Genomic DNA, 26239 nt, shown 5'->3' with positions numbered 1-26239 from the left:
CTTTAGATAGATGGATTGAACGGAGGACTTATTGATTATGGAAAAAATGAATGTAGAAGTTTTATTTGAAAAGATAGATAACGCTACTGATACAGTACAACAGCATGTGAACGAAACATACTTGGATAGTCTAGCTATGACATTGGAGGTATTTTTTCACGAGCATGTTGCCGAGGAAATAGATGATGTCTTAAAACATAAACTTCAAACGATAATAAAGGATATTGATATACACACATATCAAACCGAAGAAATTCGTAAAGCTGTACAATTGGCTATCTTAAAAGGTATGAAAGGGACAACGCAGCAACAGCATTTAATGACACCAGAAACAGTTGCGCTATTTGTTGGCTATTTAGCAGAGAAGGTTACTAATGGAAAAGAAAAACTACGTGTGTTTGATCCTGCCAGCGGAACTGGTAATTTGCTTACAACAGTATTAGGCCATTTGAAAAATACCGAAGAAACGTTTGCTAGTGAAGTTGATCCTACATTAATTAAACTTGCTGTATTGAACGCAAATTTACAAAAGAAAGAAGTGGAGTTTTTTCATCAGGATAGTTTAACACCATTCCTTTTGGACCCAGTTGACTTAATTGTAGCTGATTTACCTGTTGGCTATTATCCTGATGATGTACGTGCGAATGACTTTGAGCTAAAAGCGGATGAAGGTCATTCTTATTCCCATCATTTGTATATTGAACAAAGCATGAATTATACGAAAGATGGCGGGTATTCAATTTTCGTAATTCCTGACTTTCTGTTCGACAGCGATCAATCGGATAAACTGCATGCCTATATCCAGGAGCATGCGCATATTGTTGGCGTTTTGAGGCTTCCGGAAAGTATGTTTAAGTCAGAGAAAAATATAAAGAGTATACTTATTCTGCAGAAGAAAGGTAAGGGTACCACAGCTCCAAAACAGCCATTGTTAGTTAAGCTTCCTTCATTTAAAGATACAACAGCGATGAATGATATTTTAGGGCAAATGAATACATGGTTTTCGGCGAATATAAAAAATTAGCTATAATAGGGAGTTGAATACACAATGCAGAACATTTTAGCTATTAATGCTGGCAGTTCATCTTTGAAGTTTCAGTTAATACGGATGCCAGAAGAAACAGTCTTAGCAAAAGGGCTTGTTGAACGAATTGGCTTGGCTGATTCTGTATTTACAATTGAGATAGGCGACAGTAAAGAGAAAGTGTCAGCAGATATTCCAAATCATCAAATTGCCGTTGAGCATTTAATGGACAGCCTAAAAAGTTCGGGTGTTATCCAATCATTCAAGGAAATTAATGCTGTTGGTCATCGTGTAGTGCATGGCGGGGAGAAGTTTAGTGATTCAGTACTTATTACTGAAGAAGTAACTCGAATTATTGATGAAGTATCTGAATTAGCCCCACTGCATAACCCGGCAAATTTAACTGGAATTCGTGCATTTCAAAAAATACTGCCTGATGTTCCAATGGTCGCAGTATTTGATACGGCATTTCACCAATCAATGCCTGAGAAATCTTATTTATATAGCTTACCGTATGAGTATTATGAAAAGTATGGAATTCGTAAATATGGTTTTCATGGAACTTCCCATAAATATGTCTCACAGCGTGCTGGTGAAATGTTAGGTATACCAGTTGACCAATTACGACTAATCTCATGCCATTTAGGTAATGGTGCAAGTATTGCTGCTATTGATAAAGGCAGATCAATTGATACGTCAATGGGATTCACTCCATTAGCTGGCGTAACGATGGGTACCAGGTCCGGTAATATTGATCCCGCTCTAATCCCATATATTATGGAAAAAACAGGAAAATCTGCATTTGATGTGATTAATATTTTAAATAATAAGAGTGGAATGTTGGCCTTATCAGGTTTTTCCAGTGATCTACGGGACATTGAACAACAGGCAAATGAGAATGAGCGTGCAGAACTTGCTTTGGAAGTGTTTGCAGCCCGTATACATAAGTATTTAGGCTCGTATGCGGCTAGAATGTCAGGAGTAGACGCTATTATATTCACAGCAGGAGTAGGAGAAAATAGTGACACGGTTCGTGAAAAGGTTTTAACAGGATTAGAATTTATGGGTGTATATTGGGATCCTGCCTTAAATAAGATTCGTGGTAAGGAAGCATTTATAAACTATCCTCATTCTCCGGTGAAAGTTATCGTAATTCCTACTAACGAGGAAGTTATGATAGCACGAGATACTGTTCGTCTTTCTCAATAGGAGGTAATTTGGTTGTCAGTTCATGAACACAAACAAAATAAACAATTTGTTAAATGTATGGTAGTAACGATAAGTGATACAAGAACACCGAGGACCGACAAAAGTGGTAATCTAATGGTCAATTTATTGGAAGAGGCCGGGCACCATATCGAAATAAAAGAAATTATTTCTGATGAGAGTACAGCTATTAAAGAAATTATTGGTTCTGGCCTTGAGAATCCTAATATTGATATTATATTAATGAACGGAGGAACTGGTATTGCTTATCGTGATGTGACAATTGAAACCATTCAGCCCATGTTTGAAAAGGAAATAACCGGTTTTGGGGAACTTTTTAGAATGTTAAGTTTCCAGGAAGATATTGGGTCTGCGGCTATATTATCAAGAGCGATTGCGGGAGTGAGCAAGAATACAGCCGTCTTTGCTACGCCAGGATCATCAGGCGCAGTAAAGCTTGCCATGGAAAGATTGATTCTTCCTGAATTGTCACATATAGCACATGAGATTAAAAAAGATATCAATGACTTAGATAAATAACGCTCTCAAATGAATTGGAGTGTTATTTTAGCGTATAACTAGCACATCACAGCTGGCATATCTTGTGATACTTTCCGAGACACTGCCGATAAGGAAGCGTTCTACGGCACTCATACCTGTAGCACCACAAATTATTAAATCAGCATTAAAATCGATAGCGATATCTTTAGCGATTTTTACCTTTGGAGATCCGTATTCAACACATCTGACTAAATTTGTTATGCCTGCAGTTTTTGCGTTCTCTACATAACTATCTAGCAGTTCTCTTGCATATTCTTCTGCCCGTTCAGCCAAGGTTCTGTCATAAGCTTCAGCTGTAGCAAAGGTTCTTGAATCAACAACATGTGCCAGAATAAGTCGTGCATCATTCCGCTTTGCAATATCCAAGGATTTTTTAAACGCTTTTTCGGAAGCCTCAGAACCATCAACAGCAACTACAATATTTTTGTATTCGAAATCCATAATAATCTCTCCCCTTCTTCTTATTATGTATATACCCTCTCTACTACTACTATAACCCTTTTTAAAACAGTTGGAAATAAAAAACTCCAGTATGTGTCTCGAATGTGAACATACTAAAAATGGAGGTGATTTAATTGTCAAGAAAAGAAAAATTCTTTGAAGATAAAAAAGGTGTCTCAACTGTGAAAAATCAACTTATCGAAAGCTATCAAAGTGGTGTTATTGAAGACAAGGAAAAACTCTCTAACAACAGAGGAATTCACAAGTACAATAATCAAAAAAATTAGTGCAGCTTTCAATCCATCTCTTAAAAGGGATGGATTGCTTTAGTTCTTTCCATTAGTATATTATGATATAATTCTATTCATGATAAGTAGTTCAAGGAGGAACAAATGATGGGACATGCACTAATCACAGCAGGTACATCAGGATTAGGAAGAAAAGTGATCGAAGAATTTTTAAAAATGGGTCATTACGTTACGACAACTTATCACAGCGATTATAAGAAAGCACAAGAGGTTAGACAGGAACTTGAACAATATAATCACTTATTACATATTGAGCAAGCTGATGTAACCAGTAAAAATAATATGGAAATTCTTGTTGAAAAAGCTGTAACACGTCATGGTGGTATTGATTACCTTATTAACAATGCTGGTCCTTTTATTTTTGAGCGTAAAAAGTTACTTGATTATACTGATGATGAATGGCATAAGATGATAAAGGGAAATCTTGATGCTGTTTTTAATTTATTAAAATTAACGGTTCCATATATGCGTGAACAACGATTTGGCAGAATAGTTAATTATGGCTTTCAAGGGGCTAATAGTGCACCAGGATGGCCATATCGTTCTGCTTTCTCAGCAGCTAAAAGTGGGTTAGTATCTTTGACTAAAACAGTCGCCTTTGAAGAAGCAGAATATCAAATCACATCGAACATGGTCTGCCCAGGCAATATAGTTGGTGATATGAAAGAAGCTAGTATTGCAGAAAGCAGGCAGGTGCACGATGACGCAACTCCTGTTGGCAGATCAGGAACAGGTGAGGATATTGCACGTACAATCATGTATTTGTGTGATGAAAATTCGGACATGATTACGGGGGCTATTTTCGATGTTACTGGAGGACTTGATGTAATTCATCGATACCGCTAAAGTTGTAGTGCTTTTTTATATAGTATTTGTTACAATTGAAGTGTTTGCAATTACTATATTTATACATTTTTAAGCAATTTAATAAAGGAGGGTATATCATTGAAAATAGGAGTACCTAGAGAATTAAAAAATAGCGAAAACCGAGTGGCAATGACACCAGCTGGGGTTTTGACGCTGGAGAAAGCTGGACATATGGTTTATGTAGAAACAGGGGCAGGATTAGGTTCTGGCTTTACCGATGATCAATATGCTGAAGCTGGAGCGATTATTGTTCCCACTGCTAAAGAAGCCTGGGCACAGGAAATGGTCATGAAGGTGAAAGAACCCTTAGCTGAGGAATATGACTATTTTTATGAAGGTTTAATCTTGTTTACTTATTTACACTTAGCAGCCGAACCAGAATTAACAAAAGCATTAATTGATAATAAGGTTGTTGGAATTGCATACGAAACAGTACAATTGGAAAACAACTCATTGCCACTTCTAACACCGATGAGTGAAGTAGCTGGTCGAATGGCTTCACAAATTGGTGCGCAATTTTTAGAGAAATCAAAAGGTGGTAAAGGCATACTGCTAGCTGGTATTCCCGGTGTTAAACGTGGTAAAGTAACGGTAATTGGCGGTGGAGTAGTCGGAACAAATGCCGCAAAAATTGCGATGGGCTTAGGGGCTGACGTTACCATTATTGATTTAAGCCCAGAACGATTACGCCAATTGGATGATATTTTTGGATCATCTATAAATACGATGATGTCCAATCCATTAAATATCAGTGAGGCAATCGCAGAATCTGACCTTGTTATTGGTGCTGTATTAATTCCTGGTGCAAAAGCGCCAAAGTTAGTTACAGATGAAATGGTACAGGCTATGCCAGAAGGATCTGTTATCGTGGACGTTGCAATTGATCAAGGTGGAATATTTGAAACAAGTGACCGTATTACAACGCACGATAACCCAACATATACAAAGCACGGCGTATTGCACTATTCTGTTGCGAATATGCCCGGAGCAGTACCACGTACATCCACAATTGGATTAACAAACGTTACTGTTCCATATGCACTTCAATTAGCGAAAAAGGGATATCAAAAAGCTTGTTTAGATAACGAAGCATTATTAAAGGGAATTAATACGTTAGAAGGATATGTGACATATCAAGCTGTAGCTGAATCTCATGACCTGCATTATGATGACGTTTATACGTTACTGAATAAACAAAAATTATAAACGAATGGCTGGGACAATAGTGTTTTAGTCAAAGTGAAATCCGAACTATGATTCAAAATTCTTGAAATAGAATTCGAATTAGTTCGGATTTATTTTGCATTTAAGAAACCTTCATGGCTGCCTAATGCGCCGCCACCTTTTGCGGACACCAGAGCCAAGTATTCTAGCCGACAATCTGTAATTCTTTAGGATATTTCGTTAACGTTTCAGGTCCTTTCGGGGTCATGAATATCATGTCCTCTATTCTCACTCCGCCAGTGTTTGGTACATAGATTCCTGGCTCAATTGTATAAGACATTCCCTCTTGCAGTGGGAGCTTGTTGTTACTGTGCATGGAAGGATATTCATGTGTTTCTATTCCCAGGCCATGGCCAATTCTGTGTGTGAAATATTTGCCGTATCCAGCTTGTTCAATGTGGTTTCGAGCTACTAAATCAATTTCCCCAACAGGCGTCCCGATTTTTGAGGCTTCGATTGACCTTCTTTCAGCTTCTAAGACTGTGTTGTAGATTTTTTCTTGCTCTGGTGTAATTGATTTATATGCAACTGTTCTTGTAGTGTCAGAACAATAGCCTTCAAAAATAACGCCAAGATCAAATAGAACCATATCTCCTTTTTCAATTTTCTTCATGGAGGGCGTTCCATGTGGTGACGCTGTTTTAGCGCCTGATAAGGCCATTGTTGAAAACGACATATGCTGAATTCCCTGTTTTTTCAACTCAAATTCTATCTTTGCAATAACTTCGAGCTCACCAGCTCCTTCGTTAATTGCTTTTACTCCTGTCTCTACTCCAAAGTCAGCCAGGGAAGCCGCTTGTTTTAAGAGTGTATATTCTTTCTTGCTTTTGATAACTCTCAAGTTTGCTAATATTTCCTGTCCGTCTGAAACAACTGCTTCAGGAAGAACTTCCATTATTTGATGGTAACGATCCAAAGTAAGCTGATTATGCTCAAGACTAATTGAATGTGGAATACTATTATTTCGTTTTAGAAAATCATGAAATAGGCTCCAGGGATTTTCATGGTCCTGGTATCCAATTATTTCGTAACTCCAGCCAGCATTTTTTGCATCTTCTACTTCCATTGAGGGTACCATTAATAAGGGATCATGATATTGACTGACATAGACAGCAATAACACGTTCATGTGGTTCTGTATAATAGTTGCTTAAGTAGTAAAAGTTTGCCTTAGATGTGACAAGCATACTGTCAAGGTTGTTCTTTTTTAGTTCATTTAATAATGTGTCTAATCTGTTTGTCATATAAGCACCTCGTTTTTGTTAATACTTATATTATAACAAAAGTAAATACAGTTAAAACGTGTTACAATATAAATTGATGATTTTTTCATGAAACTATTTTAAAATTGAATCGTATAACATAAAGAATAACCACTTTGGTTGGTATGTGAGGTGAAGCTATGGGTCTATTTTCAAAGCTTTTTTCAAAAAAGGAAAAACAACGTTCTGCGCCTGAAGAGCGAACAACATTGTCCATTGCAGTCGGTGATATTGTGACTTACGACTTAAGGGACTATGAAGTAGTGGGGAAAATTACTTACCGGGATGGAAGCTACGAATGGTATGGATATCAGTTATTGGAAGGAAGAGATACTATTTGGCTTTCTGCGGAAATGGATGATGAATTGGAGCTTGGTATCTACAAAAAAATACAATATCCAATTTCTAAGCCTTATCCTAAGGAATTAACCTACGATAATAAAACGTATTATCTTGAGGAAAAAGGAACTGCAAGCGTACAAGGTGAAGGAAGAAGTTCTAATCTTAAAGATACCGAAACAAATTACGCTGATTATAGTGCAGATAATGGCGCACATTTCTTAAGCTTTGAGTCTTGGGGAACAGAAATTGAAGCTAGTTATGGTTACCCAATTGAATCATATGAATTAAAAATCTTAGCTGGAACAAAATAGAGGAGGATAAATATGTTTAAATTTTTTAAACGTGTATCAACTGTAGTTGGTTCGGAAATGAATGCAATGCTTGACAAAGCTGAAGATCCTGTGAAAATGCTGGATCAGTTTATGCGGGATATGGCTGAAGATATCCGAGAAGTCGAAACATCCGTATCCAAACAAATTGCTAATGAGAAAATGCTGAAACGTAAAGCTGATGATGCTCAGGCAATGGTAGATAAACGCCAAGAACAAGCAGAGCAAGCTATCGAATCAGGTAATGAAGACTTGGCTCGTCGTGCACTTCAGGATAAAGGTGACCATGAAGGGCAGGCAACAATGCTTAAAGAATCATGGGAACGTGCAAAAAGCGATTCTGATGCATTACGTGATAAATTAGATGAAATGAAAAAAGAATATCAGGAAATGAAATTGAAGAAAGATTCACTTAAAGCCCGTGCAGAGTCGGCTAAAACGAGAACCAAGATGAATCGGACAATGTCTTCAATTGGTAATGATGAATCTAAACAAGGATTTGAAAGAATGGAAGAGAAGGTCATGCAGTTTGAAGCGGAAGCTGACACAAGTGAGGATCTTTCACAGGAAAGTCGTACGTTGGATGATGAATTTGAGGATTTAGAAGATAAAAATAACGTTGATGACGAACTTGCAGCACTAAAAAAGAAAATGAATAAAGAATAACAAAGAGTGAGAAAATGGGACAGACTCTTTTTAGCAGTAAATATTTTTTACTGCGAAAGTGCAACTAAGGCTTTCGCCATTAAAGCTTGGCAATAAGCCAAGTTTCTAACAATTAGATCTGTCCCAAAGATTTGTGAGCAGTTAAGAAAGTATAACTACTTCCTTACTGCATAAGTGCAACTAAGCTTTCGCCATTAAGACTTGGCGATATGCTAAGTTTTCTAAGAAAGGGGTGAATACTTGTTGAAAAAGTGGCTCATATTTACAGGCCTAATACTAATCATGCTTATTATGACATCGTGTGCACAACTAGGACCTTTTTCAGATAGAGGAATGCAGGAAGAAGTTATTATCACGAAAGATGATGTTCCACAAGAGCCTGATAAAGAATCAATAATAAATGATTTGAATTCGAATAATGATAATGAAATTGATGATTTGATTGAAGCTAATTTTCCATTAATGGATGTCGTATCGAATGAATCAAATAAAGCAGAGATATATGCAACAAACCAATTTGATTTAACAGAGTTATCATCTGCCTTGACCTCAGCCAAGAAACCTGAAAATGAGAGTGAAGTTAAAGATAATCAGCAAATATTAATATATGATGATTCATTTGTAACATTAAAGGAAAGTGAAGATGATAAAGATGTACTGCTTCTTGAGGTTGCAAGCGATGAATTCGTTAGACGAAATTATTCACCAAGTTTTTTAAGTACATTTTTTGCTATGAGTCTTCTAAACAACACCTTTGGTTCAAATAATTGGGGGTGTAGATCAGGCAATTGTTACGGAGGATATACCGGAAAAGGGTACTACCCAAATGGTACACCAAACCGTGGAGGTTCAATATTTCGTGGTGGTGGACCAGGTGCAGGAAAATAAAAGGAGTGTGTTAGAATGGGACCATTTATAGCAACGTTTGTTTATTTTGCAATCTCTATTGTAATTATATTGATTGGCTTAGCTCTATTTGCAAATATAACAAGAAAATATAAGGATATGGATCAGGTCAAAGAAGGTAACCAAGCAGTAGCGTTATCCATTGCGGGAAAAATCATGGGTATTGGCGTCATACTTGCATTTGCGATCTATAATAGTGATGTTATTTACGAAACAATAATCTGGGGTGCGTACGGTGTAGTACTGCAAATGGTTGCTTATGTTTTATTTGAACTGTTCACCCGTAAATTTTCAGTTGAAGAACAGCTGTTAAAAGATAACCGAGCAGTCGGGATTATCTCCATGGCAGTCTCTATAGGGCTAGGATTTGTAATTGGTGCATCGATTACATAGAATTCACTAAGGCGACCAGCATGAAGCTAGGTCGCTTTATATTTTGGAGTGGTAATATGAATGAAAAATCCATTCGGCAAAGCAACTTTATTTACTGGGCGTCTGGAATTGTATCCATTTGTGGCATAATTTTTGAGGTATTGTTTGGTGCGTTAGGGTCTTACATATTGGGTGATGGTGTTAAACAATATACATTGACTATATCCTTATTCTTAACGGGTATGGGAATAGGTGCCAGTATTAGTGAAAGAGTAACGAAAAACCTAATCATATCATTTGTCTATATTGAGTTCGGTGTAGCAATTATCGGGGGATTCTCCAGCTTTACGATGTTTGGAATTACAGCATTTGCTCCTGCGGGTACGGATGCTTTTTACTTATATTTGATTACATTGTTAGTTGGTGCATTAACGGGTGTTGAATTACCAATACTTATACGGAAGGCTAATGAAATAGGCGTTACCCTAAATAAAAGTACTGCAAGAGTATTATTTTCAGACTATGCCGGTGGTCTTGTTGGTGGTCTGTTATTTGTATTTTTGCTCCGTCCTCAATTTGGAATGGTTAAATCAGCATTTTTAGTTGGTTGTATCAATTTGGCAGTAGCTTTAATTGTATTATGGTTATTCCGTAAAGAGATACGACGTTTTGCTGTACATGCTGTTATCGGAGTGTTAATCGGTTTGTTGCTTGTTATCGGGTTGTTTTTTGGAGAAGCAATGGCGTTTAGCTTCGAACAAAAATTATACAAGGATCCCATAATATACATGGAAGAAAGCAGCTATCAGAAAATAATACTCACACAGGATCAGGGTGATACACGTTTATATTTGGATGGTTCATTGCAATTTAGTTCAACTGATGAATATCGGTATCATGAAGTTCTGGTTCATCCTACTATGGAATATGCAAAAAATCCTGAAAATGTATTAATTTTAGGTGGAGGAGATGGAATAGCTGCAAAAGAAGTGCTCAAATACGAAAGTGTTGAGGATATTACACTCGTCGATCTTGATCCTGCAGTGACTAAGCTTGCTAATTCTAACCCGCAGATTCTTCGTTTAAATGATGGCTCATTACGCAACGAAAAAGTGAATATAGTTCATGATGATGCTTTTAAATTTTTAGAGAACAGTGAGGAATGGTATGACGCTGTTATAGTCGACTTGCCGGATCCCAATAACGAAAGTCTGAATAAGCTTTACACAAAAGAATTCTATTCACTTATTCGCAATCATTTGCTCCCTGGTGGTGCGGCAATGATTCAGGGTACAAGTCCTGTTTTTGCAACAAAAGTATATTGGACTATTTCAGAAACTGTAAAATCGACTGGAATGGATGTTGAAAATCTGCATGCTGATATACCAAGTTTTGGGAATTGGGGATTTGTAATGGCTAGCAGAGACCCAATTAATCTTGATGCGATTACCATCAATAAATCCACGAGGTTTCTGACAACTGATATGCTGACAAGTTTGGGTGAGTTTGGGAAAGACGAAGACAGTCGGATAGTTGACGAAGATGGGAAGACATTCGACTTGGAAATTAATACGTTAATTGACCCAAAGTTAATTCAATTATATGAAAATGCATGGAAAAATTATTAATCGGGTAAAGGAATATGAAAAGCTCTATCGAATGTATAGGGTGTAGACTAAATGTAAAAGGAGCGATATTAGTGAAAGTATCATATCATGGACATTCAGTCGTCCGAGTTGAAACAGAGGACCATACTATTTTAATTGATCCATTTATTACGGGAAATGAAGCTTGTGACTTGGACCCATCAACCGTAAAAACAGATATTATTCTGTTGACACATGGGCACAATGATCACGTAGGTGACACGTTTGATATTGCAAAGCGAAATGACGCACTGGTTGTCGCACCAAATGAACTTGCCGGATACCTCGGTTCAAAAGGCTTGAATACACACCCCATGCATATCGGTGGTGCTCATGTATTTGACTTTGGAAAAGTGAAATTCACACAAGCCTTTCATGGATCATCCTATACAGAAGAGGATGGAACAATTATTTACACTGGAATGCCAGGTGGTATTCTGTTAACAATTAATGGGAAAACAATTTATCATGTAGGTGACACAGGCTTATTTAGTGATTTAAAGCTAATTGGTGACATGAATGATATCGAAATTGCTTTTGTACCAATAGGTGATAATTTTACAATGGGACCTGAAGATGCGTTAATTGCAGCTGATTGGATTAACGCCAAAACAGTTGTCCCTGTACATTATAATACGTTCCCGGTGATTGAACAGAACCCGGAGGCTTTTGCTGAGAAAGTTAAGACAGGTAAAGGATTAGCAATGAAAATTGGAGATTCAGTAAATCTATAGAATAGAAAAAACGTGAGCCGTGCAGGCTCACGTTTTTGCGTATTAATTACATTTGAAAATTCGATTATAGTCATTTATTGTTTTATCCGTGTAGAAGAAGGATTCTCCTTTGACACATATACTTCCACTATTGCCATTTTGTATGATATCCCCATAGAAGTAGGCATCTCCATTGATAGTGATGACTGACTTATTTTTTAGTGTTAAATCACTTTTAAAAGTAGCATCTTTACCAATGTCCACCATAACACTATTAAACAAAGCTGATTCCTCATCCATATAGAGGTTTTTGGTTATTGTTAACGAAATATCTTGTTTTATGTCCACTCCATTTGGAAACCATGCACTGCCATTTACTATAATCGAAGTATATCCATTTTTTTTAATTGAATCTTGTTCAAATTTTGTGTTTCCATTAAATTCACCTTGTTCTTGAGTATTGCCATCTTGAAAATCTTCTTCATTAAAATCGTCTTCTAAAATTACTTTATATTCCTTCTTATTAGCCCATGTTGTTTTCAATGAAAACTGTTGTCCTTTATTCTCAGTAGCCAAGTAAATCTCTACAGATTTATCATTATTAATATCTACACAGCCATTTTTATTAATTGTCAAAATATCTTGACCGTTATGTATTGTTGTATCATTACTAATCGTAAAACTTTTCTTATCTTTGTTAAAGCAAAGTTTTGATTCACCACTATTATATTGATTCCTCAAGTCACTAATTAAAACATTTGTATCCTGTTTCAATGAAATATTCTCGCTTGTCTTTTCTTCACTATTAATCATTTGAATAATAACAGTGGAAGAAAGGGCGATAAGAACTGCAAATAAACTAAGTGCAGCTAATAGCTCCACTAAAGTCATGCCCTTTTGAGTTGAAAAATGTCGAAGTTTCATGTCTACACTTCCAATAAATGCTATAATAGGATAAAAGTCACGATTAAGGTGTGAATTCTATTGTATACTAGATTTAAAAAAATAAATAGTAGCGGATTTACCCTTGTTGAAATTATAGCATCAATTGCAATTTTAGGAATGGTTATTGCGGTTTTATTACCAATTTTTCCACAAATAATGAGCTGGACACAGAAAACAGATGAGGAATTAGTAGCTAGCAATCTATTAAGTGAAGTAGCTAACGAAACGGAAAAAGTAGATGTTGCCGGTTTATTTGGTGACAATATCATTGGATGTAAGAATGGTTCATCAGAAGATGTATTTTTAAAAGATTATCAATTAAATAGTGAAAATTACGAAGCAAGATTAAGTATTTGTAAAGAAAATGATGTGAGTTTATACCGTACTCATATTAAAATATATTCTAATGATGATAGATTGGTAAGCGAATCGTATACATATATTCAAGGGGACTCGAAATGATTAATTTTAAAAGTGAGAAAGGTGCGGCACTGGTACTTACATTGATGATTATTACATTATTTCTTGTTTTCATCTTGACTCAATCTTACCAAATTACAAATACAACAAGACAAGTAACGACTATGGAAAAGCAAATAGATGCACGACTCATTGCCGAAATGGGGGTCGATTACTATAGGAGTTTTGTACAAAACTATATTGAAGGCGAAGGAATTACAAAGCCAGATAATGTGTATATAACTGAAATTAATTTACCGCAAAATCCTGTGAAATTGGACTCTAAGGATCACAAGTTTTCTATTCAAGATTCACATATAGAAGAACAAACTGAAGAGAAAGTAATGATAAAATTTAGTAGCATTGGTACTGCATATAACAAAGAAAAGGAAATTGAGGATACCATAATCATTACATTTGAAAGTGAGTGATGAATTTGATAACACGAAAACGGCTTGGTGACCTCTTACAAGAGGCTGGTATTGTAACTGAGAATCATATAAACCAGGCACTGGAAAATAAAAAAGAAGACCAAAAGCTTGGTGATGCTTTACTTGAACGAGGAGTTATTACGGAACGCCAACTGATTGAAGTTTTGGAATTTCAATTAGGTATTCCACATGTTTCGTTATATCAATACCCAATTGATCATTATGTACTAGGCTATGTATCAAAGGAAATGGCGCAAAAAAATTATATTATGCCTTTGAAAGTCGAGGATAATGCTTTGACAATAGCAATGAAGGATCCAATGGATTATTACATTATTGATGATTTAGAAATGGCAACAGGATTTAGTATATCGCCAGTAATCGCAGCAAAAGACGATATTCTATTTGCCATTAATAAATATTATTTTAAGAATGACTCTAAGCTAGCAGTAGAGACTAATGCTGAATCTGATGATGAGGCACCTGTAATTAAGCTGCTTAACCAATTATTAAATACGGGAATCCAGCTTAAAGCAAGTGACATCCATATAGACCCGCAAGAGAAGAATGTAAACATCCGTTATCGAATAGATGGCAGACTGCAAACTGAAAAAATAATACCTCAACAAATGCAAAATGCTTTAATTGCTAGAATTAAAATATTGGCAAACTTAAATATAACGGAAATAAGACTGCCACAGGATGGAAGAATTAAAACGAATGTAGGGGATACACCAGCAGATTTACGGATATCTTGCCTTCCTACAGTTCATGGTGAAAAGATTGTGATTCGTATTCTGGACCTTAATAACGCGCTGATGCAGTTAAGTGAGCTGAATTTTTCCGAAGTTAATTATAAGAAATATAAGCAGTTAATTACCCAGCCATCAGGACTTGTTTTGTTAACAGGACCAACTGGGTCGGGAAAAACCTCAACATTATATGCGTCAATCAACCAACTGAATCAGGAGAATGTGAACATTATTACGGTTGAAGACCCTGTCGAGTTCCAGCTGGACGGTATTAATCAAGTACAAGTTAAAAGTTCTATTGGTCTTACCTTCGCAAACGGGTTGCGTTCAATATTAAGACAGGACCCGAATATTATCATGGTTGGTGAAATTCGCGATCAGGAAACAGCGGAGATTGCTATTAGGGCTTCCTTAACAGGTCATTTAGTATTCAGCACAGTCCATACTAATAGTGCAATTGACACGGTGCCACGATTGATCGATATGGGAATTGAACCGTATTTAGTTGTTTCCTCTTTATCGGGTATAGTTGCACAGCGATTAGTTCGTAAAATTTGCCGGGATTGCATCACGGAACGAGAGCTAACTGAAATGGAGAAAGAGATTTTTAATCAAAATGATATGGAAGCAGACGTTGTTTATTATGGGAAAGGATGCAGCAGCTGTCACCAACAGGGCTATCGCAGCAGAATAGCAGTACAAGAAGTGCTGGTAGTTGATGAAAGAATAAAAAGTATGTTGCTGAATAATGAATCTCTAGCAGAAATTCGCTCCTATGCAAAGCTGCAGGGCATGAATTTTCTGATTCAGGATGGCTTAGAAAAAATAAAAGAAGGATTGACTTCAATGGAAGAAATTATGCAAGTTTCAATTAATATTTAGGGGGTTATTCGCATGAGTGAAAAATTTGAAAAATGGTTAACAAAAGCTTTTTACAGACAAGCATCTGACGTCCATTTAACTATTGGAAAAGCCCCTATATTTCGAATAAATGGTAACCTGATTGAGCAAGATGAACCAGCGCTCAGTCCATCTGATACACAACAAATTGTAAAGGCAATTATCCCAAATAATCTTTTACAACGGCTGGAAGAGAAACGCGAGTTGGACTTCTCCTATGGAATAAGTGGGGTATCAAGGTTTCGGATTAATGCGTTTTATCAACGCAGTCAGTTGTCATTGGCAATTCGAATTGTTCCAACTAGCATCCCATCAATTGAGGAACTACGTCTCCCGCAGATTACCAAGGATATCATGCATAAGCCACAGGGACTAGTTCTTGTAACAGGTCCAACAGGAAGTGGAAAGAGTACGACGCTTGCTTCCATGATCCATCATATGAACCAAACAATGCAAAAACATATTATTACTTTAGAAGATCCGATTGAATATATGCATACACATAACAAGTCAGTTATTGACCAACGAGAGATTGGTTTTGACACCAATAGTTTTGTTAATGGACTAAGAGCAAGTCTGCGACAAGATCCTGATGTTATATTAGTTGGGGAAATGCGTGACTTGGAAACAATCTCAACGGCGATTACAGCTGCAGAAACGGGACATTTAGTTTTAGGTACCCTCCATACAACAGATGCTGTATCAACAATTGAACGAATAATTGATGTATTCCCATCTGAACAGCAAATGCAAATCCGCATCCAGTTATCATCAATCTTAAAAGCTGTTATCTCCCAGCGCTTACTAGTTACAAAGGACAATATGGGACGACGAGCAGCAACTGAAGTTCTAATTAATACACCTGCTGTTAAAAACTTAATCCGTAATGAAAAACTGCATCAAGTTCAAAATGTGCTGCAAACATCAAAAGAACAGGGAATGCACACGCTTGAAATGGATCTCAAACAGTTACTTAAAGAAGACCATATTGCATATGAAACGGCTGCTCCTTTTATGCAGGAAAGGGGTTTTTAATGGATGAATTATCAATATAGCGGAAAACGTGTATCAGGTCACAAAACAAAAGGACAAATTGATGCTGATTCAAAAAAAGACGCGCTATTACGGTTAGAGAAGGATAGTATAATCGTGATCGAAATAAAAGAGACAAAATCGTGGAATAAGGAATTATTTATTAATAAAAAAGTTAAAAATAAAGATTTTGTTATTTTTCTTAGGCAATATGCAACATTGATTCATGCCGGTATATCAATTTCTGAAGCTACGAAGACGATGTCGAGGCAAACGGACAGTTATGCATTAAGACACGCTCTGATAGCTATTGATAAACAACTTGACCAGGGACAGGCCCTTTCAAAAGCAGTTGAAAGTCACCCTAAAGTCTTTCCGTCTCTACTTGTCAACATGATCCGGGCGGGGGAGGCTAGTGGCAAACTTGATGACATATTACACCAGATGGCAGATTATTACGAGAAAGAATATCGTAATAAACAAAAAGTGGTTTCAGCTTTACTTTATCCTAGTGTTGTAGGAGTTATTACGCTTTTATTAAGTATGTTTTTGCTCGTATTTATTGTTCCTCGATTTGTAGATATGTTTAATTCTTTTGGTGAAGAGATCCCAGCATACACCCAGTTTATTTTGAGTCTGAGTGGTTGGGTTAGTTCTTTTTGGTGGGTACTTATTGCTGTAGTTTTGTTAGGTATTGCTATGTATAAATATATGTTGAAGAATGATGCGTTTGTTTACCGTGCCGATAGGATTAAAATGAAGTTTCCTTTTTTAGGTGTACTTGCACATAAAGGTGTCTTGGTTCGGATGACACAAACGTTGAGTACTTTAGTAAATAGTTCTGTACCAATCCTACAATCGGTCGAAATCACCGAAAAAGTGGTTGGAAATCGTGTGATTCAAGATGTATTAGAACAATCCAGGAAATCGATGGAAGTAGGAGAATCAATCACTAATCCTATGAAAGAACACTGGGCATTTCCAGCACTAGTTGTTCAAATGATCCATATTGGTGAGAAGACCGGGACTTTAGACAATATGCTTTCAAAAGCTGCAGCATTTTACGAAGAAGAAGTAGAACAATTGTCGAATCGGATCAAAACATTAATCGAGCCACTTATGATTATTGTACTGACGGTAATCGTAGGTAGCATCATTACAGCAGTTGTTATACCAATGTTTTCATTATTTGAAAATATCTAGTAAACAAGGTAGATTTTTGTCTGAAAATGTATTATAGTAAAAATAGGAATATAGTAGGATGCGATGATAAATTACCTTTATCTTGGGCGCTTTGGTAGTTTGGAGTAAGTAGTGCAACCGGCCGGCTAAGTTTAATAGACTTTATATCTTATATATTAAGAGAGGCGGGGATTTTTATGCTTGAACGTATGAAAAAGATGATAAAAAAGAATAAAGGCTTTACATTAGTAGAGTTATTGGCAGTGATTGCAATCTTAGCAATTATTGTTGCTATAGCAGTACCGACGATTGGGAATGTTATTGGTGATTCTGAGGAAAAGGCACATGAAGCAAATGTAGAATTGATTGAAAATGCTGCAAGGTTAGCAGATGTTAGTGGTGATTATGATACGGATGGAACTATAACGGTGTCACAACTAGTGGGAAAAGGGTATCTAGAGGAAACTCCTAAAGTTCCAGGAACAGAAACCGAATATTCTGGTTCTGTTACTAAAAATGAGAATGGGACATTCAATTATGATGGGGATGAAAGTGTTGATTGAAACCAACACGATATAAAATGAATTTAATTATAACCTACGCCTTGCACTTATAGTTGCAGGGCGTCTTCTTAATATATAATTATCTAGCTTACAATAAGGAGCCACATGAATGGACATTCTACTAATACTATTTTTCTTCCTCTTAGGCCTAATCTTTGGCTCATTTTTCAATGTAGTCGGATTGCGTTTGCCAGAAAATATCCCCTTCGCTAATGACCGGTCGATCTGCCCTCATTGTAAACGTCAATTGTCATGGTATGAGAATATACCGTTTATTTCATTTGTAATCCAAGGGGCTAAATGCCGCCATTGTAAAAAGATGATATCGTTTATGTACCCTGTAATTGAATTGTCCACAGGTATTTTATTTGCATTAAGCTACTCATTAATAGGATTAAACTTGGAAATTATTACGGCGTTACTTCTGGTTTCAATGCTTATGATTATACTGGTTTCCGATATAACCTATATGTTAATCCCAAATAGAGTCCTCCTCTTCTTTATGCCATTTTTCATTATCATCCGTATCATACAGCCACTGGATCCGTGGTGGTTATCCATTCTTGGTGGTATAATCGGAATTACGCTCATTGCATTGATTATAATAGTAAGCCGTGGCGGAATGGGTGCGGGAGATATGAAACTGTTCGGTATCTTAGGTATTGTTCTGGGAGTTGATAAGGTATTACTGGCGTTTTTCCTTTCCTGTATGATTGGCGCCATTATTGGAATGATGCTGCTTCTTTTCAGCGTAATTGAGCGAAAACAGCCAGTTCCATTTGGTCCATATATTGTTGCAGCTACGCTCATTACATACTTTTACGGAGAACTTCTATTAAACTGGTATTTCAATTTATTCTTGTAAGCAGGTGATAGTATGGGAATTATGAATAACGGAAGAGTAAATATTGTTATTACAAACCGTGTATTACGTTATACATATCATAAAAGTACATCCATTGACGGGCTTGTAGAACATGGAGAAGTAGAGTTGCCAAAAGGTACGATTAAGGATGGGAAAATTAATAACAAGCCTGTTCTTTTGGAAATTGTAAACCAACTTGTCCGTGAACACAATTGGAAACGGAAAAAGCTTAATTTTGCCGTTCCGGATGATACAGTTGTTATCCGCCAATTACAAATCCCACTCTCATTATCCAAACGAGAGGCAATAAAGTATGTAGAAACGCAAATTGGTAATAGTTTTTATTTACCATTTGCAAATCCTGCGATAGCAATTGAGTTCCTAGACGTTAATGAAGCAAATAGAAATATTCTGCTATTTGCTTATCCGAATGAAAAATTAACATCTTTTGAAGTGCTATTTGAAGAAGCGGGTCTAAAACCGACAGTTGCTGATCTTACTTCGCTGTCTGTTTACCGTTATTACTATTTATCGAATGATAAAGAGAAAAAGGATCATGTTTTACATGTGCACTGGAATCGGGATGCACTTGTTTTAACTGTTTTCCAAAATGACCAAGCAATCTTCACTAGGTATTTGAAACAAGATACTAATGAAGAAGTTAACGAGGATGTAGCAGTCCAGATTATCAATGAATACATCATAGAAGTTAATAGAATATTAGACTTTTATCATTATTCGATAACAAAAGGTGAGGCCCAGATAAATCAGATACTTTTATCTGGTGATTTTCCTTTTCTATCAAAAGCATACATTAGTCTTTCTGAAGCAGTAACGATACCAGTACTGAGTTTTGAAGGTGAAGAGTTGCCGGTTAAATATATCGATGTTCTAGGTTTAGCAATGAAACAAGATTCGTAAAGGGGAGTTATGATGAACACAGAAATAAACTTTCTTGAAAAACAACCTAAAAAACATATTGCTCCCCTTGTATTAGGTATTGTGTGTATTTTATTGATTGCTTGTGCAATTACTGTACTTCTGGTTCAAAAAAATACCTATGAGAATCAAATAGATATTAAAAAAAATAAGGCATCGCAGTTAGAAACACGATTACTTGAGCAACAAGGTGAATTTGCAGAAGAACAAAACATTCAAGAACTGCAGCAGGAAATAGTTGCTTTAAAAGCTGAGAAGATACCTAACATAACTTTATATAAAGAAATGCTTAACTTTCTGTCGTCATCTGAACAGTTACTTAGTTATGATTTCACAAACGAAAATCAGCTTATTATTGATGCGGAATTTGTGACCCTTAAAGATGTCTCAAACTATGTGAATAAATTATTAAAACAGGATTATGTCACGGATACAAAATTAACCAGTGTGAGCAAAATGGAGACATCCTATCAAGCAACCCTAACTATAAGTCTGGATAGTGAAATTTTAGTAAAGGAGCTTGGTGAAAATGATTAATCATTGGACAAAAAAACATTCATATACCCTGATTGGAGTTATAGTTGTTACTTTGATTTTCTATGGCATTTCTTATTTTAGTATAATCAAACCGATGCAGTCAGAATTAGATACAATGAATAAGAAAGTTTCCATGTATGAAAACCAAATTACAAAAACTGCAATTAGCGAAGACAAACCGAATGACAATGAATTTGCATCTTTTGCTTTACAAGTTCCAGCAAAAAAATCACCAGATGATGTATTAGTAAACTTGGAGAACATTGCAAGCACGGCGAATGTAACAATTAATTATATTGAATCGGGAATAAACAGACCGGAAAATCAGCAAGAGGATGAAGAAACGAAAAAACTTAGTGAAAACATGTATTCATTAGATGCTACAGCTGCAAATCTGGATGATATAAATGTTTTTCTCTTTGAGATGCTTGAAAGTGAGCGATTAATGATAATAGATACAATCAATATACAGCAGGATGAAGACCAGGTGTTTTTAACAATATCGTTTAAAACCTTTTACACTGAGGCTGGGATATAACTAAAAATCTCTACTCTAAAGACGAATAATAACAGGATAGGTTGTTTAGAACGTTCATTATCAATGGTTGAATCTAGTACGTAATTGAAATAAACTCCCTCAGATAGATTCATTTTACTCGTAAATGCTGCGAAGTACTATTTAAAAAATTGACTGCTATTATGCTGCTCCGGAAATACACTTCGCGCACCTAGGGCGGCTGATGAGCCTCCTTGCTCCTACGTCGCTGCGTAGTTTCATCTAGGCCTCAGCTCCCACAGGAGTCTACGTGTATTTCCTCCGCTGGATTTGCTCACTTATTCAAAAAAATAAATGCATGTTGTGATGATATAAACAAGATTTTAGACCATCTGCGTGGTTAGAGAACTACACTAAATACTACTAATTGGTTACCTTCAGTCTACGTCGCAGCTTATATCTAATCTGCAATATTAGAAAACTAGGCATTCACCAAGCCTTTTGGTGAATGCCATAGTTGCACTTATGCAGTAAGAACATTCTTAACTGCAAAAATCCGAACTATTCAAATTCTATTTCAAGAATTTTGAATCATAGTCCGGATTTTACTTTGACTAAATACTTTTGTCCCAGCCACATTTCTTTCTTATTGGATAAGCCTAAGGCTCCTGTCATTAAGGTATTTACTCCAAATTATAAGGGGGGGATACACCTTCTAATAGTTCTTTTAACGAATGCCAAGTTTTCTAACTTCCAGGACCTTATCGGACAAGGAGATTTGTTGCTGTTCTTAATAATCTCAAATTATCATAAGGTATTTTGAGGAGGGATATTAATGCGTCATTATGCGATATTACGATTGTTATTAGCTGGTTTTTTTCTTTACTTTGCATGGCCTGCTATTCCAAGCGCAGCAACACAGATTGAACTTGTTTTTTGGGGAGCGTGGTTGTTGTTTTTAGTTTTAGTGGTTGGAGCTAATTTTGCAACACTTTTACAAATAACTAAGCCACCAGTTATGGAACAGGAGAGATTAGGACACCGTCAAAACGCTTAATCATTGAGGTTTTAGTGTATCAACTGTATAATAATTAGTATAGATATTGACTAGTACAGTTGAAAGTCGGTGAACGGAAATGACAACAAAACACGAACAGATTTTACAACATATATTATCATTGGAAATTGGCCATAAAATCTCTGTCAGACAAATAGCCAAAACATTAAATCTAAGTGAAGGTACAGCATATAGAGCAATAAAAGATGCTGAGAACCAAGGGCTGGTTAGTACTATTGAACGTGTTGGCACAATTCGGATTGAACGTAAGAAGAAGGAAAATATTGAACGGTTAACATTTGCTGAAGTAATCAATATCGTGGACGGACAAGTCCTTGGTGGTCGGAAAGGTTTACACAAAACATTAAGTAAATTCGTTATCGGCGCAATGCAGCTTGATGCTATGATGCGTTATACTGAAGCGGGATCACTATTAATAGTAGGGAATCGCGTCAAAGCGCATGAATTAGCATTAAGTGAAGGAGCGGCTGTATTAATAACTGGTGGGTTTGATACGAATGACGATATTAAACAATTAGCTGATGAAAAAGAATTGCCTATCATGTCTACCAGCTATGATACATTCACTGTTGCGGCGATGATCAACAGAGCAATTTATGATCAATTAATTAAAAAAGAAATAGTTTTCGTAGGTGATATTTATACACCATCAAACCAATCCTATTATTTATATGCTAAAGATAAACTGAAGCGGTGGTATGAATTAAACGATAAGTCAACCCATACTAGATATCCAGTGGTGGATGAAAAAGAACGTGTAGTTGGAATGATAACCTCCAAAGATATAATCGGAAAGGATCAAAGTATCTTAATTGAGAAAGTTATGACTAAAAATCCGATTGTCGTCCAGGACAAAACATCGCTGGCTTATGTTGCCCATATGATGGTTTGGGAAGGAATAGAAGTTGTCCCAGTTGTCGATGCATCTCAAAAACTTAAAGGTGTGGTGTCTCGTCAGGATGTATTAAAGGCATTACAGCAAATTCAGCGACAGCCACAAGTTGGCGAAACTATCGATGATGTCGTCTCAAGGAATTTGCAGGCAATTGAAGGAGACGAGACAATTTTTCAGGCGCGCGTTACCCCACAGATGACAAATCAACTTGGAACACTTTCAAATGGTGTTTTCACCGCATTAATGACAGAAGCAAGCAGCAGAGTTCTGCGGCATATTAAAAAAGGTGATTTGGTTGTTGAGAATCTCACAGTATACTTCATTAAGCCTGTACAAATAGACAGTAATTTAATAATTAAACCTGAATTATTAGAAGCAGGAAGAATTTATGCTAAAATTGATATAGAAGTTTATAATGAAAAGAAACTGGTTGGAAAAGGCCTGTTAATGGCACAATTAATTGACCGTTAAAGAACAAAGGCGCAAGCGGGCGGCCCATATAACGACGTACGAAGGTGAAGGAAGAGGGCAAGTATGGACGTCGCTAGATAGCTTAGTTATCCGCACAGCGCTCAAATTGGATAGTTTCCTAGACAATGCAAAAGCTGACTAGGTCCTAGTCAGCTTCTCCGTTGTTATGCATTTATTCGTTTCCATTCTTTACGGTAATGTTTTGCTTCTTTAAAACCTAGATTAAGCTGCAATCCGCCTAGTACAAGAAATACAATTCCGATAAACAATGAGATTTGTGTTTGATAGAATATGTATTGGTTAACACCAAAGAAGAACAGAAAACTCCCAAGACTAATACGTGATTTTGCGTTAAAATATGCTTGGGTTAACTTATCGCTAGTCTTCATTATAGCGACTTTGTAGTATACATAAAAAACAAGTGAGAGCACGATAATAATTGGGAAAATAATCATATAATCTACTCCTAAATTTAATGTCTTTATTTATTGTAGCTTGTTTTTAAGAGTTAAGAAAGTATAAACTTTCATATATTATGTGATTAGAGAACTTGTAATGTTGCCAAGCCTTTAATATAGATAAACCTTAGTTGAATTTATGCAGTAAGAAAAAGTAGTTATACCTTCTTAGCTGCCAGGATAGGAGCCAAATAAATGAGTCTGGAAAAAATAATTGAATCTATTAAAGAATATGAAACCATCATAATTCATCGTCATGTACGCCCAGATCCAGATGCATATGGGTCACAAGCAGGTTTAAAGGAATTAATTTTACAGGCGTTTCCTGAGAAAGATGTTTTTATTGTTGGTGAAGAGGAGCCTTCATTAAACTTTTTGGTCAGAATGGATCGAATAAATGATGAGACATATAGTAATGCACTTGTGATTGTTTGTGATACTGCCAATGCTGCCCGTATATGTGATCAGCGGTATGAACTCGGTTCAATGTTAATTAAAATTGATCATCATCCAAATGTAGATGAGTATGGAGATATAATGTGGGTGGACACAACCTCAAGTTCTACTAGCGAAATGATTTATGATTTGTTTTTGTATGGCATAAATGAAGGACTTGAGCTAAATGATGAAGCAGCTCGTCTCTTATATGCTGGTATAGTTGGTGATACAGGAAGGTTTTTGTTTCCAAGTACGTCAAAAAAAACATTTCAGCATGCAGCAGAACTAGTTGCGTATAACTTTGATCGTTCAAGTCTATATGATGGTATTTATAGTATAAAAGACAATATTGCCAGACTGCGTGGATATATCCTGCAACATTTTCAGTTAACTTCTTCAGGTATGAGCACGATAAAACTGACAAGGGATATTCTCAATGAATTTCAAGTTGATCCCTCTGATACTGGACAATTGGTAGGTGTTCTTGGTGATATTGAAGGAATTAAAGCATGGGCATTTTTCATTGAAGAAACAGACCTTATTCGTGTTAGATTACGCTCAAAGGGTCCGGTAATAAATGAAATTGCTGGGAAATATAATGGTGGGGGGCATCCTATGGCCGCAGGTGCATCCGTAAACAATTGGGATGAAACGAAAAGTGTTATCGATGATTTAGATAAAGCCTGTTTAGCTTATACAAAATAAAAACAAAAGTGCTGAGAATAGCACTTTTGTTCTAACTGCTCTTACTTTCTGGCATTGGTATAAACCAGCACCCTATATTTGTTTTATCGTAATGTACATTAAGATTGTCTCTTTCAATAGAACGTTTCATTAGTCGAATAAGCTCATCAGATTCGGCATATGCAGTGCGTCCTTCTTTTAATTGGGCAATTTTTTCATCGCGAATGTGTCTGGGATTCATAATAAGCAATTTAATCCAGCTCCTTTCATTAAAAGTAAGTTATTATATGAAAGTGGATTTTAAAATGACTTTACTTCTACTTTAATTGTATTATGTTCCTGATGAAATTGCCACAAAATTTATGATATTTCATTAAATGTTCATAGTTAATTGGAAATTTTTGCCTCAACAGTTATTTTTACTGTCTGTGAAATAACTGTTTTCTGTACAACAAAATTATATGTGAAATCATCTACTTTAAAATTCTTGTTTTGTATTGTTGCTTCTAATAGCTCGGAACTTTCGGAAACTATGGTTACGTCCTGTCCAATAATATCTTCAATCTCTTTCTTCATTAATTCTTCTAGGTCATGTATTATCAGTCTGTCAAGACGAAGTTCTTCCTTGTTTGTTATATTGATTTCGATTGAATCAACCGTTAACGCTTCTTTTGATTTTTCGTCCAGATCCTGTTTATCCTTTAATAAAGCTTCATTTTGATTTTCTAATTCGTTCACCTTTGATTTAAGATCCCTGTTTTCGCCTAGTAGCTGTTCATACATATACCCATGCATATAGACAAAAATAAAATAAGCGACAATTGCTCCAATGAATGTACCGACGAGAAATCGCTGCCATCCTTTTCTTTTATGATATGGTGGGATATGCATTAGCCTACATCCTCCTGAATTAGCCATCCAATTAGAATCATAGCTGTTTTTACCCCGCCCATCGCAGATAAAATGAGTAAGACTTGTTTTACCATGTCTAGGGTGGATCCATCATAGATTCCTTTTTCAAAATTGGCGATTGCGTCGAATGTTCCGCCAATTGCAGCAACAACTGCCCAGATTCTTAAGCTTTTGGCAATACGGCTTATCGAGGTGAACGGAGCATCTCCTGTAGCAAACGAACCCATGCTACCAATAATTGCACCGCCGATAATTACGCCAAAGGCTATAAAAAAACAATGTATAAATTGAGCTATAAATCGTTCCTCCATTATTTACGCTCCTTATGAATTTACT

General features: G+C 36.2%; 32 protein-coding genes and 1 riboswitch. Of the genes, 25 read left to right on the top strand and 7 right to left on the bottom strand.

Annotated elements, in window-relative coordinates; all coding sequences use genetic code 11:
- Window positions 1-37: 37 nt before the first annotated feature.
- From J2Z82_RS03540 to J2Z82_RS03530, 3 genes are read left to right on the top strand one after another with little or no spacing between them, the layout of a single operon-like run.
- On the top strand, window positions 38-1024 hold the full coding sequence (locus J2Z82_RS03540) for a class I SAM-dependent methyltransferase (RefSeq protein ID WP_209479408.1): 987 nt from the start codon (window positions 38-40) through the stop codon (window positions 1022-1024).
- 24 nt (window positions 1025-1048) lie between these two features.
- The gene (locus J2Z82_RS03535; protein ID WP_209479407.1) at window positions 1049-2233 is read left to right on the top strand and encodes an acetate kinase; all 1185 of its coding nucleotides are present in this window, start codon (window positions 1049-1051) and stop codon (window positions 2231-2233) included.
- Between the two features lie 12 nt (window positions 2234-2245).
- The gene (locus tag J2Z82_RS03530; protein ID WP_209479406.1) at window positions 2246-2770 is read left to right on the top strand and encodes a MogA/MoaB family molybdenum cofactor biosynthesis protein; all 525 of its coding nucleotides are present in this window, start codon (window positions 2246-2248) and stop codon (window positions 2768-2770) included.
- A gap of 27 nt (window positions 2771-2797) precedes the next feature.
- On the opposite strand, the gene J2Z82_RS03525 is transcribed toward J2Z82_RS03530, so the two are convergent.
- Window positions 2798-3232 carry a universal stress protein gene (locus J2Z82_RS03525; RefSeq protein WP_209479405.1) on the bottom strand — a complete coding sequence of 145 codons (435 nt, stop codon included), beginning with the start codon at window positions 3230-3232 and terminating at the stop codon, window positions 2798-2800.
- A gap of 134 nt (window positions 3233-3366) precedes the next feature.
- On the opposite strand from J2Z82_RS03525, the gene J2Z82_RS03520 reads away from it, so the two are divergent.
- The 3 genes from J2Z82_RS03520 to ald all read left to right on the top strand — a co-directional run bounded on the left by J2Z82_RS03520 (window position 3367) and on the right by ald (window position 5613).
- Window positions 3367-3519, top strand: coding sequence for a hypothetical protein (locus J2Z82_RS03520; RefSeq protein WP_209479404.1), 153 nt, complete (start codon window positions 3367-3369; stop codon window positions 3517-3519).
- A gap of 108 nt (window positions 3520-3627) precedes the next feature.
- Window positions 3628-4386, top strand: coding sequence for an SDR family oxidoreductase (locus J2Z82_RS03515; protein ID WP_209479403.1), 759 nt, complete (start codon window positions 3628-3630; stop codon window positions 4384-4386).
- Between the two features lie 99 nt (window positions 4387-4485).
- The gene (gene ald / locus J2Z82_RS03510; protein ID WP_209479402.1) at window positions 4486-5613 is read left to right on the top strand and encodes an alanine dehydrogenase; all 1128 of its coding nucleotides are present in this window, start codon (window positions 4486-4488) and stop codon (window positions 5611-5613) included.
- A gap of 163 nt (window positions 5614-5776) precedes the next feature.
- Here ald and J2Z82_RS03505 read toward each other — a convergent pair whose 3' ends face one another.
- Window positions 5777-6874, bottom strand: a complete 1098-nt coding sequence (locus J2Z82_RS03505) for a M24 family metallopeptidase (protein ID WP_209479401.1) — start codon at window positions 6872-6874, stop codon at window positions 5777-5779.
- A 158-nt stretch (window positions 6875-7032) separates the two neighbouring features.
- Between J2Z82_RS03505 and J2Z82_RS03500 the strand changes: the two genes are divergently transcribed.
- The 6 genes from J2Z82_RS03500 (at window position 7033) to J2Z82_RS03475 (ending at window position 11887) form a co-directional block, all read left to right on the top strand.
- Entirely contained in the window at window positions 7033-7545 is a 513-nt protein-coding gene (locus J2Z82_RS03500; RefSeq protein WP_209479400.1) for a DUF4178 domain-containing protein, read from the top strand.
- Window positions 7546-7557: 12 nt separating this feature from the next.
- The gene (locus J2Z82_RS03495; protein ID WP_209479399.1) at window positions 7558-8229 is read left to right on the top strand and encodes a PspA/IM30 family protein; all 672 of its coding nucleotides are present in this window, start codon (window positions 7558-7560) and stop codon (window positions 8227-8229) included.
- 243 nt (window positions 8230-8472) lie between these two features.
- The gene (locus J2Z82_RS03490) at window positions 8473-9117 is read left to right on the top strand and encodes a DUF4247 domain-containing protein (RefSeq protein ID WP_245251071.1); all 645 of its coding nucleotides are present in this window, start codon (window positions 8473-8475) and stop codon (window positions 9115-9117) included.
- A gap of 15 nt (window positions 9118-9132) precedes the next feature.
- Complete coding sequence (locus J2Z82_RS03485) at window positions 9133-9528, top strand: DUF350 domain-containing protein (protein WP_209479397.1); 396 nt, start codon at window positions 9133-9135, stop codon at window positions 9526-9528.
- 56 nt (window positions 9529-9584) lie between these two features.
- The gene (locus tag J2Z82_RS03480) at window positions 9585-11135 is read left to right on the top strand and encodes a polyamine aminopropyltransferase (protein WP_209479396.1); all 1551 of its coding nucleotides are present in this window, start codon (window positions 9585-9587) and stop codon (window positions 11133-11135) included.
- Between the two features lie 71 nt (window positions 11136-11206).
- A complete protein-coding gene (locus J2Z82_RS03475; RefSeq protein WP_209479395.1) occupies window positions 11207-11887 on the top strand; it encodes a metal-dependent hydrolase in 681 nt (226 codons plus the stop codon).
- A gap of 42 nt (window positions 11888-11929) precedes the next feature.
- On the opposite strand, the gene J2Z82_RS03470 is transcribed toward J2Z82_RS03475, so the two are convergent.
- Window positions 11930-12790: a type II secretion system protein gene (locus tag J2Z82_RS03470; protein WP_209479394.1), complete on the bottom strand. Its 861-nt coding sequence runs from the start codon at window positions 12788-12790 to the stop codon at window positions 11930-11932.
- Between the two features lie 60 nt (window positions 12791-12850).
- Here J2Z82_RS03470 and J2Z82_RS03465 point away from each other — a divergent pair, with 60 nt between their 5' ends.
- The 12 genes from J2Z82_RS03465 (at window position 12851) to J2Z82_RS03410 (ending at window position 23411) form a co-directional block, all read left to right on the top strand.
- Window positions 12851-13273 carry a type II secretion system protein gene (locus J2Z82_RS03465; RefSeq protein WP_209479393.1) on the top strand — a complete coding sequence of 141 codons (423 nt, stop codon included), beginning with the start codon at window positions 12851-12853 and terminating at the stop codon, window positions 13271-13273.
- Window positions 13270-13701: a hypothetical protein gene (locus tag J2Z82_RS03460; RefSeq protein WP_209479392.1), complete on the top strand. Its 432-nt coding sequence runs from the start codon at window positions 13270-13272 to the stop codon at window positions 13699-13701. Before J2Z82_RS03465 ends, J2Z82_RS03460 begins: the two co-directional genes overlap by 4 nt.
- Window positions 13701-15335, top strand: coding sequence for a GspE/PulE family protein (locus J2Z82_RS03455; protein WP_209479391.1), 1635 nt, complete (start codon window positions 13701-13703; stop codon window positions 15333-15335). Before J2Z82_RS03460 ends, J2Z82_RS03455 begins: the two co-directional genes overlap by 1 nt.
- 12 nt (window positions 15336-15347) lie before the next feature.
- A complete protein-coding gene (locus J2Z82_RS03450; RefSeq protein ID WP_209479390.1) occupies window positions 15348-16388 on the top strand; it encodes a type IV pilus twitching motility protein PilT in 1041 nt (346 codons plus the stop codon).
- 3 nt (window positions 16389-16391) lie between these two features.
- Window positions 16392-17588 (top strand): type II secretion system F family protein, encoded by a 1197-nt coding sequence (locus tag J2Z82_RS03445; RefSeq protein WP_209479389.1) that lies wholly within the window; start codon window positions 16392-16394, stop codon window positions 17586-17588.
- A gap of 47 nt (window positions 17589-17635) precedes the next feature.
- Window positions 17636-17720, top strand: a riboswitch (cyclic di-GMP riboswitch).
- Between the two features lie 44 nt (window positions 17721-17764).
- Complete coding sequence (locus J2Z82_RS03440; protein WP_209479388.1) at window positions 17765-18130, top strand: prepilin-type N-terminal cleavage/methylation domain-containing protein; 366 nt, start codon at window positions 17765-17767, stop codon at window positions 18128-18130.
- 109 nt (window positions 18131-18239) lie between these two features.
- Window positions 18240-18995, top strand: a complete 756-nt coding sequence (locus tag J2Z82_RS03435) for a prepilin peptidase (RefSeq protein WP_209479387.1) — start codon at window positions 18240-18242, stop codon at window positions 18993-18995.
- Window positions 18996-19007: 12 nt separating this feature from the next.
- The gene (pilM, locus tag J2Z82_RS03430; RefSeq protein ID WP_209479386.1) at window positions 19008-19916 is read left to right on the top strand and encodes a type IV pilus biogenesis protein PilM; all 909 of its coding nucleotides are present in this window, start codon (window positions 19008-19010) and stop codon (window positions 19914-19916) included.
- Between the two features lie 12 nt (window positions 19917-19928).
- Window positions 19929-20471: a hypothetical protein gene (locus J2Z82_RS03425; protein WP_209479385.1), complete on the top strand. Its 543-nt coding sequence runs from the start codon at window positions 19929-19931 to the stop codon at window positions 20469-20471.
- Window positions 20464-21009 carry a hypothetical protein gene (locus J2Z82_RS03420; protein WP_209479384.1) on the top strand — a complete coding sequence of 182 codons (546 nt, stop codon included), beginning with the start codon at window positions 20464-20466 and terminating at the stop codon, window positions 21007-21009. Before J2Z82_RS03425 ends, J2Z82_RS03420 begins: the two co-directional genes overlap by 8 nt.
- Window positions 21010-21802: 793 nt before the next feature.
- Window positions 21803-22024: a hypothetical protein gene (locus tag J2Z82_RS03415; RefSeq protein ID WP_209479383.1), complete on the top strand. Its 222-nt coding sequence runs from the start codon at window positions 21803-21805 to the stop codon at window positions 22022-22024.
- 79 nt (window positions 22025-22103) lie between these two features.
- Complete coding sequence (locus tag J2Z82_RS03410; protein ID WP_209479382.1) at window positions 22104-23411, top strand: DRTGG domain-containing protein; 1308 nt, start codon at window positions 22104-22106, stop codon at window positions 23409-23411.
- Between the two features lie 164 nt (window positions 23412-23575).
- On the opposite strand, the gene J2Z82_RS03405 is transcribed toward J2Z82_RS03410, so the two are convergent.
- Entirely contained in the window at window positions 23576-23866 is a 291-nt protein-coding gene (locus J2Z82_RS03405; protein WP_209479381.1) for a YtpI family protein, read from the bottom strand.
- Window positions 23867-24064: 198 nt separating this feature from the next.
- On the opposite strand from J2Z82_RS03405, the gene J2Z82_RS03400 reads away from it, so the two are divergent.
- On the top strand, window positions 24065-25012 hold the full coding sequence (locus tag J2Z82_RS03400) for a DHH family phosphoesterase (RefSeq protein WP_209479380.1): 948 nt from the start codon (window positions 24065-24067) through the stop codon (window positions 25010-25012).
- 31 nt (window positions 25013-25043) lie between these two features.
- On the opposite strand, the gene J2Z82_RS03395 is transcribed toward J2Z82_RS03400, so the two are convergent.
- From J2Z82_RS03395 to ytrH, 3 genes are all read right to left on the bottom strand, one after another.
- Entirely contained in the window at window positions 25044-25232 is a 189-nt protein-coding gene (locus tag J2Z82_RS03395; RefSeq protein WP_342453597.1) for a YtzJ family protein, read from the bottom strand.
- Between the two features lie 146 nt (window positions 25233-25378).
- Complete coding sequence (gene ytrI / locus J2Z82_RS03390; RefSeq protein ID WP_209479378.1) at window positions 25379-25882, bottom strand: sporulation membrane protein YtrI; 504 nt, start codon at window positions 25880-25882, stop codon at window positions 25379-25381.
- Window positions 25882-26214, bottom strand: a complete 333-nt coding sequence (ytrH, locus tag J2Z82_RS03385) for a sporulation membrane protein YtrH (protein ID WP_092492336.1) — start codon at window positions 26212-26214, stop codon at window positions 25882-25884. The genes ytrI and ytrH overlap by 1 nt, the downstream gene beginning before the upstream one ends.
- Between the last annotated feature and the right edge of the window lie 25 nt (window positions 26215-26239).

The sequence above is a fragment of the Virgibacillus litoralis genome (genome assembly GCF_017873675.1).
In the GTDB taxonomy this organism is placed as follows: Bacteria; Bacillota; Bacilli; order Bacillales; family Amphibacillaceae; genus Lentibacillus; species Lentibacillus litoralis.
This window is presented reverse-complemented; position numbering and strand designations above follow the sequence as displayed.